Below are 19,851 nucleotides of genomic sequence, written 5' to 3'. Positions count from 1 at the left end.
TGGTGGTGACGGGTCCGACGGATACGGGTACCGGGGGCGCAGCGGGCGAGATGCCCGGGCCTGTCACAGGAAGAACATGTGACGAACCGTAGGTCGCCTCGCCCCCGGCCCGCCACCGAATTACCGTCGGTCCGTGAGCTCCCCGGACGTCGTCGTGATCGGTGGTGGCATCGCGGGCGCCTCGGTGGCCCGCGAGCTGGCCGCCACGCGCTCGGTGCTGCTGCTGGAGGCCGAGCCCGAGCTGGCGAAGCACGCCACGGCCCGCTCCGCGGCGACGTACATCCCCGGCCACGGCACCGACGTGATGCGGGTCCTGACCACGGCGAGCGGTCCGCGTTTCGCGGCGCTGTCCGCCGAGCTGGGCACCCCGCCCCTGCTGCTGCCGCGGGAGGTGCTGTGGGTCGCCGTCGACGACCGGGGGGAACGGTCGCTGGCCGCGGTGCTCACCGAACGGGCGGGAGAACCGGGTGCGCCCGTGCCGATCAGCGGCGCGGAGGCGGAACGGCGCTGCCGCGCACTCGCCCCCGGCGTCGTCCGTGCGGCCGCCAGCACCGGCAGCGCGGCCGACGTCGACACCGACGCGCTGCACCAGGCCTACGTCCGGGGCCTGCGGGCCCGGGGTGGCACGGTCCGCACCGGGGTCCGGACCACCGCGATCGCCAAGCGCGGCAACGGATGGCGCGTCGAGGCGGGCGGCGAGAGGGTGGACACCGCCCTCGTCGTGGACGCGGCGGGGGCGTGGGCGGACGTCGTCGCCGACATGGCCGGCGTGCCGCGGATCGGACTGCAGCCCTACCGCCGCACGATCGCGATGGCGCGCGTCCCGGACCCGTCGCGGCTGCGCGGGCCCGTCCGGTCGCCCATGGTCTGCGAGGCCGACGACACGTTCTACTTCAAGGGGGAAGGCGACGATCTCCTGATCTCCCCCGGGGACGAGACACCCGCCGAACCCGGCGACGCGCGGCCCGACGAGCTCGACGTCGCCCTCGCCCTGGAACGCGTCGAGGCCGTCACGCGGCTGGGCCTGCGCTCGGTGCGCACCAGCTGGGCCGGGCTGCGCTCCTTCGTGCCGGACCGCCGTCCGGTGGTGGGGGAGTGGCCCGACCACCCGGGTTTCGCGTTCGTCGCCGGTCAGGGAGGATCCGGCATCGAGACCGCGCCCGCCCTGTCGGCGTTCGCCGCGGCCGTCCTGACGGGGGCACCGGTGCCGCCCGACATCCCGCTCGATCCGGCGACGCTACTTCCGACCCGACTGTAAGCTTTCGCTTACATCTGATTTCGTGCGCTGAAGGAGAACGGTGACCGCCACCCTCGATCTGTTCGACGGCCGATTCTGGAACGATCCCTACCCGGCCTACGACGCCGTGCGCACCGACGAACCGGTCCGCAAGGTCGACATGCCCGACGGCCCGGCGTGGATCATGTTCCGACACGCCGACGTCCGCGCCGCACTCGCCGACCAGCGGCTCAGCAAGGACTGGCGCTACACGCTGCCGCCCGAGGAGCGGGCCGCGGCCCCCGGGCAGTTCCTCCCGATGATGCTGCTGATGGACCCGCCCGGCCACACCCGGCTGCGCAAGCTCGTCTCACGCTCGTTCACGCTGCGCCGGATGGAGGCGCTGCGCCCCCGTGTCGAGGAGATCGCCGCGCAGCTGCTCGACGACCTGCCCGCCACCGGCACCGTCGACATCATGGCCTCCTACGCGTTCCTGCTGCCGGTCTACGTGATCTGCGAGCTGCTCGGTGTGCCCGCCGAGGACCGCGACGACTTCGCGGCCTGGTCCAACGTCATGGTCGACGAGTCCACCCGCGACCAGGCGATGGAGGCGGGCGCCAAGCTGCACGCCTACCTGACGGCCCTGATCGAGACCAAACGGGAGACCCCCGACGACGCCCTGATCAGCGCGCTGATCCAGGAGGTCGACGACGGCGACCGGTTCTCGCAGGAGGAGCTCGTCGCGATGGCGATGATCCTGCTGATCGCCGGCCACGAGACCACCGTCAACCTCATCGGCAACGGCGTGCTCGCGCTGCTCACCCACCCCGAGCAGCTCGCGCTGGTCAAGGAGAAGCCCGAGCTGATGGCGTCGGCGGTGGAGGAGTTCCTGCGCTGGGACTCACCCGTCCACACCACGCCGGCCCGGTTCGCCGCCGAGGACGTCGAGTACTCGGGCGTCACGATCCCGGCGCGCTCGATCGTGCTGCTCTCGCTGGCCGCGGCCAACCGTGACCCCGAGCGGTTCGAGGAGCCGGAGGAGTTGAAGATCGACCGCGAGGCCGCCGGCCACGTCGCGTTCGGGCACGGGCTGCACCACTGCCTCGGCGCCCAGCTGGCCCGCATCGAGGGGCAGGAGGCCATCGGCCTGCTGTTCTCCCGGCGCCCCGATCTGGCCCTGGCCGTGGACGCCGAGGACCTGATCTACCGCCGCAGCACGCTCGTCCGCGGCCTCAAGACCCTGCCGGTGGAGCTGGGTGCGGCGAGCGGCTGACGCCGCCCGTGCGCGGATATCGGTGCGGGAACACCGTTATCCGCGCACGAGGGGGGCTCCGGTCGCCGCCTGCACCTCGTCCGCCGTCACGCCCGGCGCCGTCTCCACCAGCACCAGGCCGTCGTCGGTCACGTCGATCACGGCGAGATCGGTGATGATCCGGTCGACGCAGGCGGCGCCCGTCAGGGGCAGCGTGCACCTCTCCACGATCTTGGGGGAGCCGTCGCGGGCGGTGTGCTCCATCATCACGATCACCCGCGCGGCGCCGTGGACGAGGTCCATCGCGCCGCCCATCCCCTTGATCATCTTCCCCGGGACGGCCCAGTTGGCCAGGTCGCCGTGGACGTCGACCTGCATCGCGCCCAGCACCGCGACGTCGACGTGGCCGCCGCGGATCATGCCGAAGCTCGCGGCGGAGTCGAAGTAGCTCGCGCCGGGCAGGGTCGTCACCGTCTCCTTGCCCGCGTTGATGAGGTCGGGATCCACCTCGTCCTCGGTGGGGTACGGCCCGACGCCGAGGATGCCGTTCTCGGAGTGCAGCACCACCGTGCGGTCGGCCGGGATGTGGCCGGGCACCAGCGTGGGCATGCCGATGCCGAGGTTGACGTAGGAGCCGTCGGGGAGCTCGGCGGCCACGCGGGCGGCCAGCTCGTCACGGGTCAGGCTCACGATCGCACCGTCCTGCTCACTGTTCTGATTTCCACGGGCTTCTCGGCGTCCGGCACGTGTACCACCCGCTGGACGTGGATTCCGGGGGTGTGCACGGCGTCGGGGTCGATCTCGCCGGGCTCCACGAGGTGCTCCACCTCGGCGATGGTGATCCGCCCGGCCGCGGCGCAGTTGGGGCTGAAGTTGGCGAGCTGCGGCGGTAGACGAGGTTGCCGTGCCGGTCGCCCTTCCAGGCGTGCACGAGCGCGAAATCGGTGACGATCGAGCGTTCCAGCACGTAGGTGACGCCGTCGAACTCGCGCGTCTCCTTCGGCGGCGACGCGACGGCCACCGTGCCGTCGGGGTGATAGCGCCACGGCAGGCCGCCGTCGGCCACCATCGTGCCGACGCCGGCGGGGGTGAAGAACGCCGGCACGCCCGCGCCGCCCGCGCGCAGCCGCTCGGCCAGCGTGCCCTGCGGGGTGAGCTCCAGCTCCAGCTCGCCGGCCAGGTACTGGCGCGCGAACTCCTTGTTGTTGCCGACGTACGAGCCGATGGTGCGCCGGATCCGGCCCGCGGCGAGCAGGTTGCCCAGCCCGTAACCGTCGATGCCGAGGTTGTTGCTCACCGTCTCGAGGTCGGTGGCCCCCTGCTCGATGAGCGCCGCGATCAGCACCGCGGGCACCCCGGACATCCCGAACCCGCCGACCGCGAGCGACGATCCGTCCGCGATGTCGGCCACCGCTTCGGCCGCCGATGCGACCACCTTGTCCATCACGGGACCCACCCTACGATTCCGTTCGGTGGACGCACAAGCGTTCGCACAGCGAACAACCGTGTAGGGTTCGCCACCATGAGTGCGCTCTTCGACCCCCTGTTCGGTGCCGATCGCGTCGCGGCCCGGCTCGACGACGCGTCCTGGGTGGCGGCGCTCGTGGCCGTCGAGGTGACTCTGGCGCAGGCCGCCGCCGAGCACGGGGTGATCCCGGCCGGGCACGCGAGCGCCATCGCCTCGGCGGCCTCGACGCTGGACGTCGACGTGGCGGAACTGGGGCGCGCCGCGGTCGAGGGTGGCAACCCGGTGATCCCGCTGGTGCGGCTGCTGCGCGCGGCCGTCGGGCCCGAGGTCGGGCCGTCGGTGCACCCGGGCGCCACCAGCCAGGACGTCATGGACACCGCCGCCGCGCTGCTCGTCGGGTGGGCGGGGGAGATCCTGCTCGACGACCTCCGCGGCGCCGCCGACGCCGCCGCCCGCCTCGCCGCGGCCCACCGCGACACCCCGATGATCGCGCGGACGCTGGGCCAGCAGGCGCTGCCGACGACGTTCGGGCTGGTGGCCGCCGGCTGGTGCACGGGGCTGGACCGCGCCCGCACCGCGCTGGCCCGGGTGCTGGCCACGCTGCCCGTCCAGCTCGGCGGGGCCGCCGGCACCCTCGCCGCGCTGCACCCGCACGGCCCGGCCGTCGCCGCGTCGCTGGCCCGCGACCTGCGCCTCGCCGACGCCGCGCCGTGGCACACCGAGCGCACGCGGGTCGGGGAGCTCGCCGGCGTGCTGGCCGTCGCGGCGGGGGCGTGTGCGAAACCGGCCACCGACGTCGTGCTGCTGGCCGGTACCGAGACCGGCGAGGTGTCGGAGGCGGCGCCGGGCGACTCGTCGTCGATGCCGCACAAGCGCAACCCCATCGCCGCGGTCACGGCCCGGGCCGCCGCCCGCCGGGCACCCGGCCTGGCCGCGGTGCTGCTGGCCGCCGCCGACCACGAGCACCAGCGCGCGGCCGGGGCCTGGCACACCGAGTGGCAGACCCTCGACGACCTCCTGCGCGCGACGGGCGGGGCGGCGTCCCGGCTGCGGACGTCGCTGGAAGGGCTCGGCGTGCACCCGGACCGGATGGCGGCCAACCTCGCGCTGACCAGCGCGGACACCGGTGCCGGCCACGCGGGGGAGCTGGTGGACCGGCTGCTGGCCGAACGCTCGTGAGCGGAAATCAGGGCCAGGGCACCGATACCCGCGCACAGGGGGTGTACGTCCAGTCGCTCGCACGGGGGCTGGCCGTCATCCGCGCCTTCGACGCCGACGCGCCCGCTCTCAGCCTGAGCGATGTGGCCCGCCGCACCGGGCTCACCCGCGCCGCGGCGCGCCGGTTCCTGCTCACGCTGGTCGAGCTGGGCTACGTCCGCACCGACGGCAGGTTGTTCACGCTCACCCCGCGCGTGCTGGAGCTGGGGTTCGCCTACCTGTCGAGCCTGTCGCTGCCCGAGATCGCCGCCCCGCACCTGGAGGCGCTGGTGGAGCGGGTGCACGAGTCGGCGTCCGTGTCGGTGCTCGACGGCGCCGACGTCGTCTACGTCGCCCGCGTGCCGACCTCGCGGATCATGACGCTCGCCATCACGATCGGCACCCGGTTCCCGGCCCACGCCACGTCGATGGGCCGGGTGCTGCTGGCGGCGCAGTCGCCCCGGCCCACGGTGGAGCTGCGCGCGCTCACCGACCGCACCGTCACCGACCCGGCGGTGCTCGACCGGGAGCTGGACGCGGTGCGCGACAACGGTTTCTGCGTCGTCGACGAGGAGCTGGAGCTGGGGCTGCGCTCGATCGCCGTCCCGATCCGCGACGCGGCCGGTGCGGTCGTCGCGGCCGCCAACGTCAGCAGCCGGGCGGGTTCGGTCGACCTGGTGCACGACGTGCTCCCCGATCTGCGGGTCTGCGCCGCGGCGATCGAGGCCGACCTGGGCAGAATCGGGTCATGACGGCCCTCGACACCATCACCCGCTACTACGACGGCTGCTCCACGGGCGACGTCGAGCTCATGGTCAGCACCCTCGACGCCGACGTCGTCCACTGGTTCCTCGCCCCCAACCCCGGCTCCGCGGCCGTGCGCGGGGGCGAGCACCTGGCCCGGTACTGGCGCAAGGTCCAGGCGATGATCGACGCCCGCTGGGTGGTGGACCACTGCCTGGCCGGTGACGGCGAGGCCGTCATCGAGTGGACGATGTACTGGACCGCCGACGGGGCGCGGGTGGCCACCCGCGGCGCGGAGTGGTTCACGTTCTCGACCGACGGACTGATCAGCGAGATCCGCTCCTACTACCAGCAGCGTCCGGAGACCACCGAGCTCGACGGGTTCCCCTACGCCGGGCGGGGCTACTCGGTCAGCGGGTGAGCCCCAGCCGCGTTCCGAGCCACGGCAGGGTGGCCTCCAGCCCCGGCCCCCACACACCCCAGGTGTGCGAGCCGGGCATCTCCGTGAAGGTCACCGGCACGTTCGCGGAGCGCAGCGCGGCCAGTACCGTCTCGGCGTCGGGCCGGAACTCGCGGTCCTGCGCGCCCACGACGATCGCCCCCGCCGTCGCGGGGTAGTGGCGGGTGGCGAGCAGGCCCAGTGCGGGGGCGGTCTCGCCGGAGATGTCGACGAACGTCGGGTAGACCGACGGTGCGGTCAGCGCGAGCTGCACCGCGCACGTGCCGCCGTAGGACAGCCCGCCCACCGCACGGCCCGCCCCGACCTGCAGGTGGTGGCTGATCCAGTTCGGCACGTCGACGGACAGGTAGGTGGCCGCGGCGGCCGGCGCCGGGTCCAGGCACTGCGGGTCGGCGAGCTCCGAACCCAGGTCGTCGGGCATGACGACGACGGGGGCGAGGCCCCGGTGCGCGGCGGCGTAGCGGTCCATGCGGGTGGCGAGCTGCCCGCCGTCGAGCCAGTCGCTGGGGCCACCGGGCTGGCCGGCCAGCAGCACCAGCACGGGCAGCTCGGCGCGGACGGATCCGAGGTAGGCCGGGGGCAGGTAGACCCAGCCGGGCCGGGCGTCGAAACCGGAGACGAGGCCGGGGATGTCCACGTCGACGACGCGTCCGGTGGCGGGCATGCCGGGCGGCGGGGTCCAGTCGGGCGGGGTGACGAGCTGTGCCGTCCGCGCGGGCACCGTCTCGAGCTCGTCGGCGTAGCCCAGGCCGAGTGCCGTGCGGACGGTCGGCACCTCGCCGTAGTAGCGGTTGACCCCCGACGCCGCGGACAGTGCCACCACGAGCGCCGCCGCGCTCACCGGCAGCCACCGGGCCCCGGCCCGGCCGGCGGCCACGGCGAGCGTGATCCCGGCCAGCGCGCCCGCGGACCAGGCCGTGACGGTGCGCGGGAGCGGCTCGGCGAGCACCGTCCGGAAGACCGCGGCCACCAGCGCGGCCGCCAGCACCGCGGCCGCCAGCGCCAGCGGCACCGACCGCAGCCACCAGCGCCGGGCCCGCCCGCGCGGCCACAGCAGCGCGACCAGGGCGAGCGCCCCGGCCACGCCGGCGACCACGGGGAACGCCCCGTGCAGCAGCGACCAGTCGAGCACGGGGCCAATGATCCGGGTCGGGTGGGAATGGGGCGCGGCGCGGGTCGGTTCGGACAGGACATGGCGTACCTGGCGGTGGAGGTGTCCGGGGCCGGTCGGCATCCCGGTGCATGGCGACGGGCCGGGCCGGTGTTGACCCCCGGCTACCATGTCGAGCTGGCCGCGACGGCCGCGCGGGCGGGGGTGGACTTCCTGGCCCTGGGCGACTCGTTCGCCGGGCAGGAGGGCCCCACGCTCGACGCCGTCGCGATCGCCGCCCGGGTGGCGCCGGTCGTGCCGGAGATCGGGCTGGTCCCCACCGTCACGGTCACCCACACCGAGCCGTTCCACATCTCCAAGGCGATCGCCACGCTCGACCTGGTCTCGTCGGGGCGGGCGGGCTGGGAGGTCGCGGTGTCGCGCACCGCCGCGGAGGCGGAGCTGTTCGGGCGCAAGGCCGCCGCGCCCGCCGCCGACCTGTGGCGGGAGGCCGCCGAGGCCGCCGAGGTGGTGGTGCGGCTGTGGGACTCGTGGGAGGACGACGCCGTCATCCGCGACGCCGCCACCGGCCGCTACATCGACCGCGACAAGCTGCACTACATCGACTTCACCGGCGAGTTCTTCTCCGTCAAGGGTCCGTCGATCACGCCGCGCAGCCCCCAGGCGCACCCGCTCGTCGTGGTCCGGGAGGAGCCCGACTCGCTGCCGGTCATCGCGGCGTGGGCCGACGTCGTGCGCGTGGCTGCGCCGGACCTGGCCGCCGCGCACGCGGCTCGCGACCGGGTGCGCGCCGCCGTCGCCGCCGCCGGTCGGGATCCGGAGAGCGTCGCGGTCCTGCTCGACATCGAGACGCACCTGGGCGCCGACGCCGCCCGGGAGCTCGACGCGCTGGGCCCGCTGGAGCCGTCGTCGCTGCGGGTGGCCGGTTCCGCCACCGCGCTCGTGGACGTGATCGAGGAGGCCGTGCGGGGTGGGGCGGCCGACGGCGTCACGCTGGTGCCGCTCGTGCTGCCCGGCGGGCTCCACCCCATCGCCGACGAGGTCGCTCCGGCCCTCGTGGACCGCGAGCTGCGCACGACGATGCCGCCGGGGTTCACGCTGCGCGAGCGCTTCGGCCTCGCCCGCCCGGCCAACTTCTTCACAGCCACGACGATCAGCGGGGTCTGAACCACATGGCCACGAAGCAGATCCACCTCGCCGCCCACTTCCCGGGCGTCAACAACACCACCGTCTGGAGCGACCCGCAGGCCGGCAGCCAGACCGACTTCGGCTCGTTCGTGCACTTCGCGCAGACCGCCGAGCGCGGGCTGTTCGACTTCCTGTTCCTCGCCGAGGGCCTGCGGCTGCGCGAGCACCGCGGGAAGATCCACGACCTCGACGTCGTCGGACGCCCGGACACGCTCACGGTCCTGAACGCGATCGCCGCGGTCACCACCCACCTCGGCCTCGGCGGCACGATCAACACCACGTTCAACGAGCCCTACGAGCTGGCGCGACAGTTCGCCTCGCTCGACCACCTCTCCGGCGGCCGCGCGGCCTGGAACCTCGTCACCAGCTCCGACGCGTTCACCGGCGAGAACTTCCGGCGCGGCGGGTTCCTGAAGCCCGAGCAGCGCTACGACCGCGCGCAGGAGATCCTCGATGCGGCCCGCGAGCTGTGGCTCAGCGACCGCCAGCCGGTGGAGCACCGCGGCGAGCAGTTCTCGTTCTCCGGACGTCTCACGCTCCCGTCGACACCCCAGGGGCACCCGGTGCTCATCCAGTCCGGCGACTCCGACGCCGGCCGCGAGTTCGGCGCCAAGACCGCCGACGCGATCTTCTCCCGGCACGGCACGCTGGAGTCCGGGCAGGCGTTCTACGCCGACCTCAAGGGCCGCATGCCGAAGTACGGCCGTCGCCGCGAGGACCTCTCGATCCTGCCGGCCACCACGTTCGCGCTGGGCGACACCGAGGCGGAGGCCCAGGAGAACGGGCACCGCATCCGCACGGCACAGGTCAGCCCGCAGACGGCCATCGCGTTCCTCGAGCAGGTCTGGGGTCGTGACCTCTCCGCCTACGACCCCGACGGCCCGCTGCCCGACATCGACCCCGACCCGGGTGCGGAGATCACCCGCGGACGCGTCCGGCACGAGAAGGACCCGATGGCCGTCGCGAACTCCTGGCGGGAGCTGGCCGAGGCCAAGGGCGGCCTGTCGATCCGCGAGCTGATCGTCGAGACCACCGCGCGGCAGTCGTTCGTCGGCACGCCGAAACAGGTGGCGCGGCAGATGGACGCCTACGTGCAGGGCGACGCCAGCGACGGCTTCATCCTGGTGCCGCACCTGGTGCCCGGCGGGCTGGACGAGTTCGTGGAGAAGGTGATCCCGGAGCTGCAGGACCTGGGCAGCTACCGCACGGAGTACACCGGCCCCACCCTCCGCGACCACCTGGGTCTGGCCCGCCCCGAGGTGGCCCACGAGACCCGCGCCACCGGCTGAGGGGTCGTGCGCGGATATCAGGGTCAGGACCCTGATATCCGCGCACGGGGCGGCGGAGCCGCCCCGTGCTACAGCCAGCCGCGGTCGCGGGCTACGTGGGCGGCCTCGATGCGGTTGCGGACGCCGAGCTTGGTGATGGCCGTGGACAGGTAGTTGCGGACGGTGCCCTCGGCCAGGAACAGGCGGGTGGCGATCTCGCCGTTGGGCAGGCCGTCGGCGGCGAGGCGCAGGACGTCGCGTTCGCGGTCGGTCAGGGGATCGGCCCCGTCCCACGCCGCGACGGCCAACGCCGGGTCCACCACGCGCTGGCCGGCGTGCACCCGGCGGACGGTGTCCACGAGCTGGTCGACGGGGGCGTCCTTGAGCACGTAGCCCGACACCCCGGACTCCAGGGCCCTGCGCAGGTAGCCCGAGCGCGCGAACGTCGTCACGATCACCACCCGGGTGCGTCCGCCCTGCAGCGCGGCGGCCACGTCCAGGCCGGTCATGCCGGGCATCTCCACGTCGGTGACCAGCACGTCCGGATCGTGCTCCCGCACGGCGGCCAGTGCCGCCGGACCGTCGACGGCGGTGGCGGCCACCTCCAGATCGGGTTCCAGGGCCAGCAGCTGCGCGAACGCCCCGAGCACCATCGCCTGGTCCTCGGCCAGCACGAGCCTTATGGTCATACCGAGCTCTCCTCGGCCGGTGGCGCGGCCGGGATGGGAGCCGTGGCGGTGGTCGGCGTGGTCATACCGGTATCGCCACCGTCAGCGACGTGCCGCCGCCGATCCGCCGGTCGACGTCCCCGCCCAGCGCTGCGATCCGTTCCCGCATGCCCGTGAGGCCGTTGCCGTCGCGCAGCTCGCCGCCCACCCCGTCGTCGCTGACCTCCAGGACCACCCGCTCCCCGACGCGGCGGAGCGCGACGGCGCAGCGGGTGGCGCGGGCGTGGCGCACCACGTTGGTGACCGACTCGCGCAGTGCGAGCCCGAGCGCCGTCTCGGTGGACGGGGTGAGCGTCAGGCCGGGGTCGCGGACCACCGTCAGGTCCACCCCGGCCGCGGTCAGGGCGTCGCGGGCCACGCCGATCTCGTGGTCGAGGTCGACGTGCCGCCATCCGGAGACGGTGGCGCGCACCTCGCCCAGCGCGGCGCGGGCGGCGCGCTCGACCTCCGCCATCTCCGCGACGCCGGCGTCGACGTCCGCGCGGGCCAGCCGCTGCGCGAGCTGGGCGCGCACGACGATGCCGGTGAGGGTCTGGCCGAGCAGGTCGTGCAGGTCCCGGGAGATCCGCTCACGCTCCGACAGCGTGGCCAGGTGCTCGACCTGCGCGTTGCGGAAGCGGTCGGCGCGGTCGCGGGCGGACCCCTCCGCCGTGATCAGCCCGATGGCCCACACCAGCACCAGCGACGGGCCGAGCGCCAGCAGCTCCCACGGCTGCCGGACGGCGGCGACCACCGCGGCGAGGAGCAGGAGCGCCGACATCCCGGAGAACCACCGGATCGCGACGACCCGGCTGCGGTCGGCCCCGACGATGGCCGCGGCGTAGACGAGCAGGACGCTCGCCCCCGCGTTGAACGGCAGGGCGACCACCGCCAGCCCGGCGAACAGCACCGGTGCGAGCGGCCGCAGCCGCTCGGAGCCGCCGGTGGCACCGAGGTAGATCGGGAGGAACACCGCGACCACCCCGACGACCACCGCCCACTGCAACAGCGGGTTCCGGGAATCGAGCAGCGGCTGGTAGAGCAGGTTGAGCAGCCAGGCCAGGTTCCACAGCGTCGGAGCGGACCACCGTCGGGTGGGCCGCTCCCCGCCGTCGGTCACGCCGCTCACACCCGCAGATTACGGTAGGCCCACCCCGCGAGAGCCCCCGCGACAGCGGTCATGAGCAGCAGGACCAGCCCATTGCCCGTCACGTCCGCGCCGGTCAGCTGGCCGAGCGCCACCTGGGCCAGCTGGTAGGTCGGAAGTACCGGCGCGATGCCGTCGACGAACGGCGGCAGCATCTCCGGCGGGAACCACAGTCCCGAGGCGATCACCATCGGGAACAGCACGGCGCTGAGGATCGCGGCCGTCGCGTTCGGCGAGGCCACGAACCCGATGGCCAGGCTGAGCAGCGCGAACGGCAGTGAGCCGAGCAGCAGCACCGCGGTGAGCCGCAGTGCCGTGCCGATCCCGAGCACCGGCCCGACCACCGCGAGCGACACCGCCGCCAGCGCGAGCACCACCAGCACGGCGTAGGGCAGAGCGCTGATCACCTTCGCGGCGACCGTCGCCCCGACCGGCGCGCCGGAGACCTTCTTCACCCGCAGCCAGCCGGTGGTCCGGTCCTCCGCGGTGCGGATGCCGGGGTTGGTCAGCATCACCGAGACCACGCCGTAGGTGCCGTAGGTGGCCACCATCGTCGCGGCGTAGGGGATGCCGGCCGGGCCGGGCCGGTTGCCGAACAGCGAGGCGAACAGCGCGAACATCCCCACCGGGAACAGGACGGTGAAGAACAGCGCGGTCGGCTCCCGCAGGATCGCGCGCAGTCCCTCGGCGACCTCGACGCCCAGAACCCCTCCGCCCAGCACCTTCCCGTCCACCACGGCCGTGCTCATGCCGTCACCCCGATCTTCTCGTCGTTCCCGGTCAGCGCGATCAGCGCCTGCTCCAGCCCGGCGCCCTCGACGCGCAGGTCCGCCAGCGCCGGGTCGTCGGCGAGCCAGGTGCGCAGCACCGTCTCCGGCGCGTTGGAGGTGACCCGGACGCGGTTGCCGTCCCCGCCGTCGTCACGCTGCACCGACAGCACCGCCGGGAGGGCCCGCAGCGCCGCGTCGTCGAGCCCGGTGCGGGCGGTGATCGTGCGGTCGGGCAGCAGCGCGCTGAGCCCGGCCGGGGTGTCGGCGGCCACCACCCGGCCGCCGTGCAGCACCACGACGCGGTCGGCCACCGCGGCGGCCTCCTCGACGATGTGGGTGGTCAGCACGATCCCGACGCCGGCGTCGCGGCGGGCGGCGATCGTCTGCCAGAAGGCACGCCGTGCGGTGATGTCGAGGCCGACGGTCGGCTCGTCGAGCAGCAGCAGGTCGGGGTCGCCGACCAGCGCCATCGCCAGGGCCACCCGCTGCTGCTGGCCGCCCGAGAGCTTCCCCGCGCGCCGCCGGGCCAGGTCGGTGATGCCCACCTCGGTGAGCACCGGGCCCGCCGCGGAGGCGGGCCGCCCGGCCCGCACCGCCGCCCCCCGCACCAGCTCGGCGACCCGCTCGGTGCGGGGGAAGCCCATCGACTGCTGCACCACCCCGAGGTGCCGCCGCGTCACGGCCTTCCGCGGGTCCCGCCCGCACACCCGGACCTCGCCGGACTGCACGGCCAGCAGCCCGGTGGCCAGCCCGATCAGCGTCGTCTTGCCGGCGCCGTTGGGCCCGAGCAGCGCCAGGCACTCCCCGGGCGTGACGTCCAGCTCGACGCCGACGAGCGCGTCCACGTGCCTGTAGCGGTGGGAGACCCCCGCGACCCGCAACACCTCGTCAGGTACCTCGTCCATGCGGAGAACCCTGCCGGAACGGGCACGGGACGGGCAGTGGTGGCCGTCAGGGCCGGCACCTGACTTGTGTCATGCCGGTTGGAACTGGTTCTCGACCTCGCGGGCGAGCCGGGCCAGCGGCAGCGGCCGTTCCCGGGTGACGGTGACGGCGGCGGCCGCGGGCAGGGCGACGAACGGGTAGACCTGGTCGAGCCGGGCCACGCGGTCGCACACGTCGTCGCACAGGCGCAGCACGTCGTCGGTCGACCACGAGGGCAGCACCACGAGGAAGTCCTCGCGCCCGATCCGGATCAGCCGGTCGGTGGGGGAGAGCAGGTCCTGCACGCACTGGGTCACCCCGGCGATCGCGGCCAGCTCGGCGCGCAGCCCGTACTGCGAGCGCAGCTGCGCCACCCCGAACACGCGTAGCAGCACCAGCCCGATCGGGAGCGTGCCGGCGCCGAGACCGGAGGTCCAGCGCTCCAGGAACTTCGCGGTGTAGACGCCGGTGCGCCGGTCGCGCATCGCGGCGTCGTCGGTGGCGGCGTCCAGGGCGGCCCGGGCGGCGGCCCGACGTCGGTCGGCGAGGTCCATCCGTTCGGTGAGGAACCGCAGCGGCACCTCCCACCAGTCCTGCTCGACGGGCTCGGGCACGTCGAGCACGGCCCGCAGGACGTGGTCGATCTCCTCGACCGTGCCGGGCGGCAGCCGCAGTGCCGACCTCAGCCGCAGGATCTCGCGGTAGGCGTCCTCGCGGCGGAACGACCAGTGCCCCCGGAACCGGCGGCCCTCCTCGATGGTGCGGGCGTGCGAGGTGATCCTCTCCTGGTCGACCGCGACGAGCGTGGCGCCGCCGCGGGGGCTGAGCACGGTGACGCTCCACTCCCGGGCCAGGGGGTCGTCGATGTCGAGCAGCGTGTGGCGGACGCCGGCGGGCAGCTGGGGCGGGAAGTCCTCGACCAGGCCGACCAGCGTGACGGCCCCGGAGGCCGCGATCTCGCGGTAGACGTCGGTCTCCCGCTGGAAGTACGACAGCTTCTGGAACATCGCGATGACGATCATCGGGTCGGTGGTCGTCGAGCCGGACGGCACGGCGGCGAGGGCGAACCTCTCGATGGCGTGCGAGATCTCGACCAGAACCCGCTTGCCGAACAGCGTCTCGCCCTCGTGGGTCATGGCGCGGCACAGTATCGGTACCGGACGGGCGCATCATTCGGACGAGCTGGCGGCCTGACCTGCCGCAACGGGTCACCCACGGTCACGACGTGCTGGTCTGTTCGGGGGGCGCAGGGTGGCGTCCAGCGCACTAGTGTCGAGCGTGTGGCGGATCGGGTGCGGTGCGAGATCAACGACGGGGTGGCCGACGTCCGGCTCAGCCGTCCGGAGAAGCTGAACGCCCTCGACGACGCCATGTTCACGGCCATCGCCGAGACCGGTGAGTCGCTGCACGACACGCCGGGACTGCGTGCGGTGGTGCTGTCGGGGGAGGGCCGCTCGTTCTGCTCGGGCCTGGACCGTACGGCGTTCCGGGCGATGGCCGACGGCCGCAACTGGCGCCCGACCGGGGCCGACGCCCCGTCCCCGGAGGGTCTCTCGCGGGGGCAGCGCGCGGTCTGGGTGTGGCACACGCTCGCCGTGCCGGTGATCGCCGCCGTCCGCGGGCACGCCCTCGGCGGGGGCCTGCAGCTCGCGCTGGGCGCCGACATCCGCATCGTCGCGCCCGACGCCGTGCTCTCGGTGCTGGAGATCCGCTGGGGGCTGACCCCCGACATGGGTGGCACCCAGCTGCTGCCGCGGCTCGTCGGGCCGGACGTGGCCGCCGAGCTGAGCTGGACCGGCCGCAGCGTCGGCGCCGAGGAGGCCGTGCGGATCGGGCTGGCCACGCGGACCGCCGACGACCCGTACGCCGCGGCGCACGAGATGGCCGCCACGATCGCCGGGCGCAACCCCGCCGCGATCCGCACCGCGAAACGCCTGATCGAGCTCTCGTACACCGGCACCCCCGAGGAGGGACTCGCCGCGGAACGCGCGTCCCTGCGGGCGATCATGGGCAGCCCGAACCAGCGGGAGGCCGCCGCGGCGGCGCTGGAACAGCGGACACCGACGTTCACGGATGGAGCCGACGCATGACGCAGGTAGCCACGGATCTCGTGCTCGCCGCGACCGACGGGGACGGCGTGCTGACCCTGACCCTCAACCGCCCGGAACGCCGCAACGGCTGGAGCGCCGAGCTCCGCGACGCCTACTACGCCCGGCTCACCGAGGCCGACACGGATCCTGCGGTGCGCGCGGTGGTGGTCACCGGCGCCGGCACCACGTTCTGCCCGGGCGCCGACACCGCCCACCTCGGCGACCTGGCCCGGGAGGGCGCGCAGCTGCCGGAGACCGACGTGTCCGTGCCGCGGAACTTCCCGAAGCCGATCATCGCCGCCATCAACGGCGCCTGCGCCGGCGTGGGGCTCGTGCACGCGCTGTTCTGCCACGTGCGCTTCGCCGCCGACACCGCGAAGTTCGCCACCTCCTTCAGCCGGCGCGGCCTCGTCGCCGAGTACGGCATCTCGTGGACGCTGCCCCGGATGATCGGGCTGGAGAACGCGCTGGACCTCATGCTGTCGGGACGCACGTTCGACGCGGCGGAGGCCAAGGAGCTGGGGGTGGTCAGCCGGGTCGTGCCGCGCGACGACGTGCTCGCCGCGGCGCAGGACTACGCCCGCGACCTCGCCCGCAACTGCAGCCCGTCCGCGATGGCGGTGATCGCGCGTCAGGTCTTCGAGGACATCGACGGCTCGTTCGACGAGGCGTTCGCGCGGTCCCACGCCGACGTCAACCGCTTCATCGGCGGCCCGGACCTGCGCGAGGGGCTCGCCTCGTTCCTGGAGAAGCGGCCGCCGAGGTTCCCGCCGCTCACCTGAATCTCGGGCAAGATCTCCGTCAACCACCACGGCAGGAGCGACGCATGGACCAGTACCGGATCGCAGTGATCGGTGCCGGCCCGTCCGGCCTCTACGCGGCGGCGGCGCTGCTCGCGTCGAAGCAGCCGGTGAGCGTCGAGGTGCTGGACCGGCTGCCCGCTCCCTACGGTCTGGTCCGCTACGGCGTGGCCCCCGACCACGTGAAGATGAAGTCGGTCATCCGGGTCCTGCAGAAGCCGTTCGACCCCGCCCAGGTGGAGTTCCTGGGCGGCGTCCGGGTGGGCGAGGGTGGCATTCCCCTGGAGGAGCTGCGCAAGCACTTCCACGCCGTCGTGCACGCCACCGGCAGCTCCGTCGACCGTGATCTCGGCGTGCCCGGTGAGGAGCTGGCGGGGTCGCTGGGCTCCGGCGCGTTCGTCAGCTGGTACTCCGGCCATCCCGACTTCCACGGCCTGGCCCCGGTGCTCGAGCACCCCGGCGTCGCCGTGGTCGGTGCGGGCAACGTGGCGCTCGACGTGGCCCGCGTGCTGGCCAAGACCGCGGACGAGATGGCGCTCACCGACATCCCCGCGCCCGTGCTGGAGATCCTGCGCGGCAGCGCCGTCACCGACATCCACGTCCTGATCCGCCGCGGCCCGCAGCACGTCCGGTTCACCCCGGCCGAGCTGCGCCAGATCGGCGACGTGGGCAACGCCGACGTGCTCGTCCACGACGACGGGCTGCTCGCGGCGGGGGTCGACGAGCCGGAGGACAAGCGTCAGAAGCAGAACCTGGCCATGCTCACCGAGTGGGCCGCGAACGAGCCCACCGGCCGCCCCCGGCGCATCCACCTGCGGTTCCTGCGCAGCCCCGTCCGGCTGGTCGGCGAGAACGGCCGGGTGTCGGGGGTGGTCGTCGAGCGCAACCGGATCGACGCCGGGCGCGTCGTCGGCACCGGCGAGGAGGAGACCCTCGACGTCGGCCTCGTCGTGCGCGCCATCGGCTACGACGCCGAGCCCATCCCCGGCCTGCCGTTCGACGCGGCGACGGGCACCGTGCCCAACGAGGGCGGCCGGGTGGTGCAGGGCGGCGTGCCGGTCGCGGGCTCCTACGTCACGGGGTGGATCAAGCGGGGCCCCACGGGCGTCATCGGCACCAACAAGGGTGACGCGACGGAGACCGTGGCCGCGCTGCTGGAGGACCTCCCCGAACTGCCGGTGCCCCCGCACCCGGAGCCTGAGTCGCTGCGCAAGGCGCTGGCCGAGTACGGCGTCCAGCCCGTGGACTGGACGGGTTGGCTGCGGCTGGACGCCGAGGAGGTCCGCCGCGGCGGGGTGCGCGACGCCGAGCGCGTGAAGGTGGCGACGATGGCGGAGATGCTGGAGCACGCCCGCGAGGCGTAGTGGCTGGCCCGCCACTCGCGGCCATGATCAGCGGATGGGCGCGCTGTCGGCCGGATGTGGCCGGAAACGCACCGAATCGCCGATCATGCGGCCGAGACCCGGGCGATCAGCTGCCGCGCGCGTAGGTGCTCGGTGTCAGCTCACGCTGTAGGTGGTGGAGCTGTCCGCGTCGGCCACCGAGGCGCCGGGGCCCAGCAGGGTCGCGAGGGCGAGCAGAGCCGCGAGGACGGCCACCACGGCTCCCCAGTCATGGTGGCCGTCCCGGGCCGCCACGAGCGGCGGGGGAAGGGACTCGGGGAAGGTCGTGGGGGAGGCGACCCGCTGCGCCGGGACCCACCACTGCCTGGGTGCTCCACCGGGCTCGTACACGGGCACTTCCTCACGACGATCATGGGCGGCGCTCGCCGTCCACAGTGGTAGTCGTCGCGGGGGCCCGATTCGTGAGCCGCAACGGCCGCGGATCATCAGAAATGGTGAAGTTCGTACCCCGTCAGGGTCGGCGGACCCGTACGTCGCAGTCGACGCGGGCGCGGTGGCCCACCGACCGCCGCTGCCGGGCGGCCTCGCGGGCGGGAGTGCCGGTGCGCGAGAGCGCGTACAGCGCGAGCTCGCGGTGGGCCGGGACCTCGGCGCGCTGCAGGTAGCGCAGCACCTCCTGGGCCGCGGCGCGGCGCCCCCGGTTCGTGACCCACGCCGCCAGCTCGGCCTCGGCCACGTCGGTGCGCAACCGGCTGCACTGCACGACGACGTACTCGATGTCCTCGTCGGCGAACTCCCCGACCAGCGGCGCGTGCACGCCGGCCTCGGTGAGCATCTCGTGCACGGCCCACAGCCCGATCGGGGTGAGCGAGACGAGCGTGGGGTCGGGGTCGTCACGGCCGGCCAGCTCGGCGAGCTCGTCGTGGTTGTCGCCGTCGAGGCTCTCCTCGAGGTGCACGGCGCCGAGCAGCTCCAGGGCGTCGAGCAGCGCCGTGACGTCGCGGCGCCACAGCCGCTGCTCGACGTCGCCGGCGAGGTCGTCGACGACGCAGCCCATCCGCTGGTTCACCGAGTCGCGCACCGTGCGGTGGAACCGCTCCACGGGCAGCGGGTCGCCGCCCGCGGCGTAGAGCTGCTGCAGGAGGATCGGGAACGCCTCGCCGAGGCTCATCCCGAACAGCGACGGTGCGCCGAAGACGTTCGAGCCGCCGAAGTGCTCCCCGATGCCGCCGACGGCCTCGAACGCGCGTCGCCACATCTCGATGGGCCGGCTTAGCAGCGCCGCCGACGACCGGACCTGCACGAGCCGGCCGTGTACGACCCGCACCAGCCGCGCCTGGCGGGCCCACGCCAGCAGCAGCGTGATCTCGGGCAGGTCGTCGGCGGTGCGGGCGCGGTCGCGGGAGAAGTGGTCGAGATCCAGGGCGTCGGCCACGGCCCGGGCGTCGCCGAGCAGCAGCCGGCCGTCGCGGGTCAGGGCCCGGCCCGCCCGGATCCAGCGGGTGAACGCGCGCAGCCGGGCCAGCGCCACCGACGAGTCGGCGGCGGCCAGCATCGTGGCGGCGCCGGGCAGGAGCACCGGTGGCAGCGGGACCGCGGTGGGCTCGGGCACCTCGACCCGCTGCCGCCGCACGATCTCCTCCAGCGCCGCGCGGTCGACCTGCACGTCGCCGGCGTCGACGCGGTTGAGGAAGTCCGCTACGGCGGCCGGGTCGGCGGTGGCCACGCCGTGGCGCAGCATCTGCACGGCCCAGAACGTGCCGAGGTCGTGGTTGCGCTCGTCGTCGAGCGCGTCGTGCAGGGCCGGCGTGGAGTCGACGACCTGGGCGTGCAGATCCTCGGGCCGGTCGGATCGCGAGTCGAGCCAGTCCTGCTCGGCGAGGAACCCGATCAGGGCGTGCAGCGCGGCGGGGACGGCGTCGCGGTCGTCCTCCAGCAGGGCGACGGTGCGGGGGAACCACACGGCCAGCGCGTCGGCGACGTGGGCGCGGGTCCAGTGGCCCAGCCGCCCGTCGACGCCGTGCTTGTGGTCCAGGGCCGCCGCGACCAGCGACGGTTCCACCTCGAGGCCGCTGCGCCGCGCCCACGCCACGATGTGCAGGCGGAGCCGGTCGCGGACAGACGGGTACCCCTCCATGTCGTCGGGGCCGAACACGAGTCGCACCG

19 protein-coding genes and 1 pseudogene are annotated in these 19,851 nt (G+C 74.0%); 10 read left to right on the top strand and 10 right to left on the bottom strand.

From position 1 onward, the window contains the following. Positions 1-133: 133 nt before the first annotated feature. Both BGP03_RS02425 and BGP03_RS02420 read left to right on the top strand, forming a co-directional pair. Complete coding sequence (locus tag BGP03_RS02425) at positions 134-1,258, top strand: FAD-dependent oxidoreductase (RefSeq protein ID WP_298799670.1); 1,125 nt, start codon at positions 134-136, stop codon at positions 1,256-1,258. A gap of 40 nt (positions 1,259-1,298) precedes the next feature. Continuing rightward, the gene (locus tag BGP03_RS02420; protein WP_296370719.1) at positions 1,299-2,489 is read left to right on the top strand and encodes a cytochrome P450; all 1,191 of its coding nucleotides are present in this window, start codon (positions 1,299-1,301) and stop codon (positions 2,487-2,489) included. A gap of 36 nt (positions 2,490-2,525) precedes the next feature. On the opposite strand, the gene BGP03_RS02415 is transcribed toward BGP03_RS02420, so the two are convergent. Together BGP03_RS02415 and BGP03_RS02410 are read right to left on the bottom strand one after the other, a co-directional pair. Beyond that, complete coding sequence (locus BGP03_RS02415) at positions 2,526-3,158, bottom strand: CoA transferase subunit B (RefSeq protein ID WP_296370718.1); 633 nt, start codon at positions 3,156-3,158, stop codon at positions 2,526-2,528. Beyond that, positions 3,155-3,912: pseudogene (locus tag BGP03_RS02410) on the bottom strand (CoA transferase subunit A). Before BGP03_RS02410 ends, BGP03_RS02415 begins: the two are co-directional and overlap by 4 nt. Before the next feature lie 78 nt (positions 3,913-3,990). Between BGP03_RS02410 and pcaB the strand changes: the two are divergent. The 3 genes from pcaB to BGP03_RS02395 are packed head-to-tail and all read left to right on the top strand — an operon-like array spanning position 3,991 to position 6,298. Then, a complete protein-coding gene (gene pcaB, locus BGP03_RS02405) occupies positions 3,991-5,115 on the top strand; it encodes a 3-carboxy-cis,cis-muconate cycloisomerase (protein ID WP_298799671.1) in 1,125 nt (374 codons plus the stop codon). Further along, complete coding sequence (locus BGP03_RS02400) at positions 5,112-5,885, top strand: IclR family transcriptional regulator C-terminal domain-containing protein (protein WP_298799673.1); 774 nt, start codon at positions 5,112-5,114, stop codon at positions 5,883-5,885. The genes pcaB and BGP03_RS02400 overlap by 4 nt, the downstream gene beginning before the upstream one ends. After that, a complete protein-coding gene (locus BGP03_RS02395; RefSeq protein ID WP_296370715.1) occupies positions 5,882-6,298 on the top strand; it encodes a nuclear transport factor 2 family protein in 417 nt (138 codons plus the stop codon). Before BGP03_RS02400 ends, BGP03_RS02395 begins: the two co-directional genes overlap by 4 nt. Here the strand turns inward: BGP03_RS02395 and BGP03_RS02390 are convergent. Next, a complete protein-coding gene (locus BGP03_RS02390; RefSeq protein WP_298799674.1) occupies positions 6,288-7,469 on the bottom strand; it encodes an alpha/beta hydrolase-fold protein in 1,182 nt (393 codons plus the stop codon). The genes BGP03_RS02395 and BGP03_RS02390 overlap by 11 nt on opposite strands. Before the next feature lie 60 nt (positions 7,470-7,529). Here BGP03_RS02390 and BGP03_RS02385 point away from each other — a divergent pair, with 60 nt between their 5' ends. Together BGP03_RS02385 and BGP03_RS02380 are read left to right on the top strand one after the other, a co-directional pair. Continuing rightward, on the top strand, positions 7,530-8,615 hold the full coding sequence (locus BGP03_RS02385; protein ID WP_298799675.1) for an LLM class flavin-dependent oxidoreductase: 1,086 nt from the start codon (positions 7,530-7,532) through the stop codon (positions 8,613-8,615). A 5-nt stretch (positions 8,616-8,620) separates the two neighbouring features. Next, positions 8,621-9,925 carry an LLM class flavin-dependent oxidoreductase gene (locus tag BGP03_RS02380; RefSeq protein WP_296370712.1) on the top strand — a complete coding sequence of 435 codons (1,305 nt, stop codon included), beginning with the start codon at positions 8,621-8,623 and terminating at the stop codon, positions 9,923-9,925. A gap of 68 nt (positions 9,926-9,993) precedes the next feature. Here BGP03_RS02380 and BGP03_RS02375 read toward each other — a convergent pair whose 3' ends face one another. The 5 genes from BGP03_RS02375 to BGP03_RS02355 form a co-directional block, all read right to left on the bottom strand. Continuing rightward, positions 9,994-10,593 (bottom strand): response regulator transcription factor, encoded by a 600-nt coding sequence (locus tag BGP03_RS02375; RefSeq protein WP_298799676.1) that lies wholly within the window; start codon positions 10,591-10,593, stop codon positions 9,994-9,996. A gap of 61 nt (positions 10,594-10,654) precedes the next feature. After that, entirely contained in the window at positions 10,655-11,740 is a 1,086-nt protein-coding gene (locus BGP03_RS02370; RefSeq protein WP_298799677.1) for a sensor histidine kinase, read from the bottom strand. Beyond that, positions 11,737-12,507, bottom strand: a complete 771-nt coding sequence (locus BGP03_RS02365; protein ID WP_296370709.1) for an ABC transporter permease — start codon at positions 12,505-12,507, stop codon at positions 11,737-11,739. The genes BGP03_RS02370 and BGP03_RS02365 overlap by 4 nt, the downstream gene beginning before the upstream one ends. Continuing rightward, the gene (locus BGP03_RS02360) at positions 12,504-13,433 is read right to left on the bottom strand and encodes an ABC transporter ATP-binding protein (RefSeq protein ID WP_298799678.1); all 930 of its coding nucleotides are present in this window, start codon (positions 13,431-13,433) and stop codon (positions 12,504-12,506) included. The genes BGP03_RS02365 and BGP03_RS02360 overlap by 4 nt, the downstream gene beginning before the upstream one ends. 69 nt (positions 13,434-13,502) lie before the next feature. Next, positions 13,503-14,588 (bottom strand): DICT sensory domain-containing protein, encoded by a 1,086-nt coding sequence (locus BGP03_RS02355; RefSeq protein ID WP_298799679.1) that lies wholly within the window; start codon positions 14,586-14,588, stop codon positions 13,503-13,505. A gap of 144 nt (positions 14,589-14,732) precedes the next feature. On the opposite strand from BGP03_RS02355, the gene BGP03_RS02350 reads away from it, so the two are divergent. Genes BGP03_RS02350 through BGP03_RS02340 form a run of 3 tightly spaced genes read left to right on the top strand, consistent with a single transcriptional unit; the run spans position 14,733 to position 17,706 of the window. Beyond that, complete coding sequence (locus BGP03_RS02350) at positions 14,733-15,542, top strand: crotonase/enoyl-CoA hydratase family protein (RefSeq protein ID WP_298799680.1); 810 nt, start codon at positions 14,733-14,735, stop codon at positions 15,540-15,542. Continuing rightward, positions 15,539-16,324 carry an enoyl-CoA hydratase-related protein gene (locus BGP03_RS02345; RefSeq protein WP_296370705.1) on the top strand — a complete coding sequence of 262 codons (786 nt, stop codon included), beginning with the start codon at positions 15,539-15,541 and terminating at the stop codon, positions 16,322-16,324. Before BGP03_RS02350 ends, BGP03_RS02345 begins: the two co-directional genes overlap by 4 nt. 44 nt (positions 16,325-16,368) lie before the next feature. Further along, entirely contained in the window at positions 16,369-17,706 is a 1,338-nt protein-coding gene (locus BGP03_RS02340) for an FAD-dependent oxidoreductase (RefSeq protein WP_298799682.1), read from the top strand. Between the two features lie 135 nt (positions 17,707-17,841). Here the strand turns inward: BGP03_RS02340 and BGP03_RS02335 are convergent, their stop codons facing one another. Continuing rightward, positions 17,842-18,075: a hypothetical protein gene (locus tag BGP03_RS02335; protein ID WP_296370703.1), complete on the bottom strand. Its 234-nt coding sequence runs from the start codon at positions 18,073-18,075 to the stop codon at positions 17,842-17,844. 121 nt (positions 18,076-18,196) lie between these two features. Then, complete coding sequence (locus BGP03_RS02330; RefSeq protein ID WP_298799683.1) at positions 18,197-19,849, bottom strand: hypothetical protein; 1,653 nt, start codon at positions 19,847-19,849, stop codon at positions 18,197-18,199. Positions 19,850-19,851 lie beyond the last annotated feature (2 nt).

It is taken from the genome of Pseudonocardia sp. 73-21, from assembly GCF_001899645.1.
Taxonomy (GTDB): domain Bacteria; phylum Actinomycetota; class Actinomycetes; order Mycobacteriales; family Pseudonocardiaceae; genus Pseudonocardia.
Note: the sequence above shows the minus strand (reverse complement) of the source record. Positions and strands in the feature narration are given on the sequence as shown.

What these genes read in the sequence shown, in the direction of transcription:
- BGP03_RS02365 (WP_296370709.1), bottom strand. Translation starts at nt 12,507, where the DNA reads ATGAGCACGGCCGTGGTGGACGGGAAGGTGCTGGGCGGAGGGGTTCTG.
- BGP03_RS02345 (WP_296370705.1), top strand. Translation starts at nt 15,539, where the DNA reads ATGACGCAGGTAGCCACGGATCTCGTGCTCGCCGCGACCGACGGGGAC.
- BGP03_RS02385 (WP_298799675.1), top strand. Translation starts at nt 7,530, where the DNA reads ATGGCGTACCTGGCGGTGGAGGTGTCCGGGGCCGGTCGGCATCCCGGT.
- BGP03_RS02395 (WP_296370715.1), top strand. Translation starts at nt 5,882, where the DNA reads ATGACGGCCCTCGACACCATCACCCGCTACTACGACGGCTGCTCCACG.
- BGP03_RS02355 (WP_298799679.1), bottom strand. Translation starts at nt 14,588, where the DNA reads ATGACCCACGAGGGCGAGACGCTGTTCGGCAAGCGGGTTCTGGTCGAG.
- pcaB (WP_298799671.1), top strand. Translation starts at nt 3,991, where the DNA reads ATGAGTGCGCTCTTCGACCCCCTGTTCGGTGCCGATCGCGTCGCGGCC.
- BGP03_RS02380 (WP_296370712.1), top strand. Translation starts at nt 8,621, where the DNA reads ATGGCCACGAAGCAGATCCACCTCGCCGCCCACTTCCCGGGCGTCAAC.
- BGP03_RS02360 (WP_298799678.1), bottom strand. Translation starts at nt 13,433, where the DNA reads ATGGACGAGGTACCTGACGAGGTGTTGCGGGTCGCGGGGGTCTCCCAC.
- BGP03_RS02340 (WP_298799682.1), top strand. Translation starts at nt 16,369, where the DNA reads ATGGACCAGTACCGGATCGCAGTGATCGGTGCCGGCCCGTCCGGCCTC.
- BGP03_RS02375 (WP_298799676.1), bottom strand. Translation starts at nt 10,593, where the DNA reads ATGACCATAAGGCTCGTGCTGGCCGAGGACCAGGCGATGGTGCTCGGG.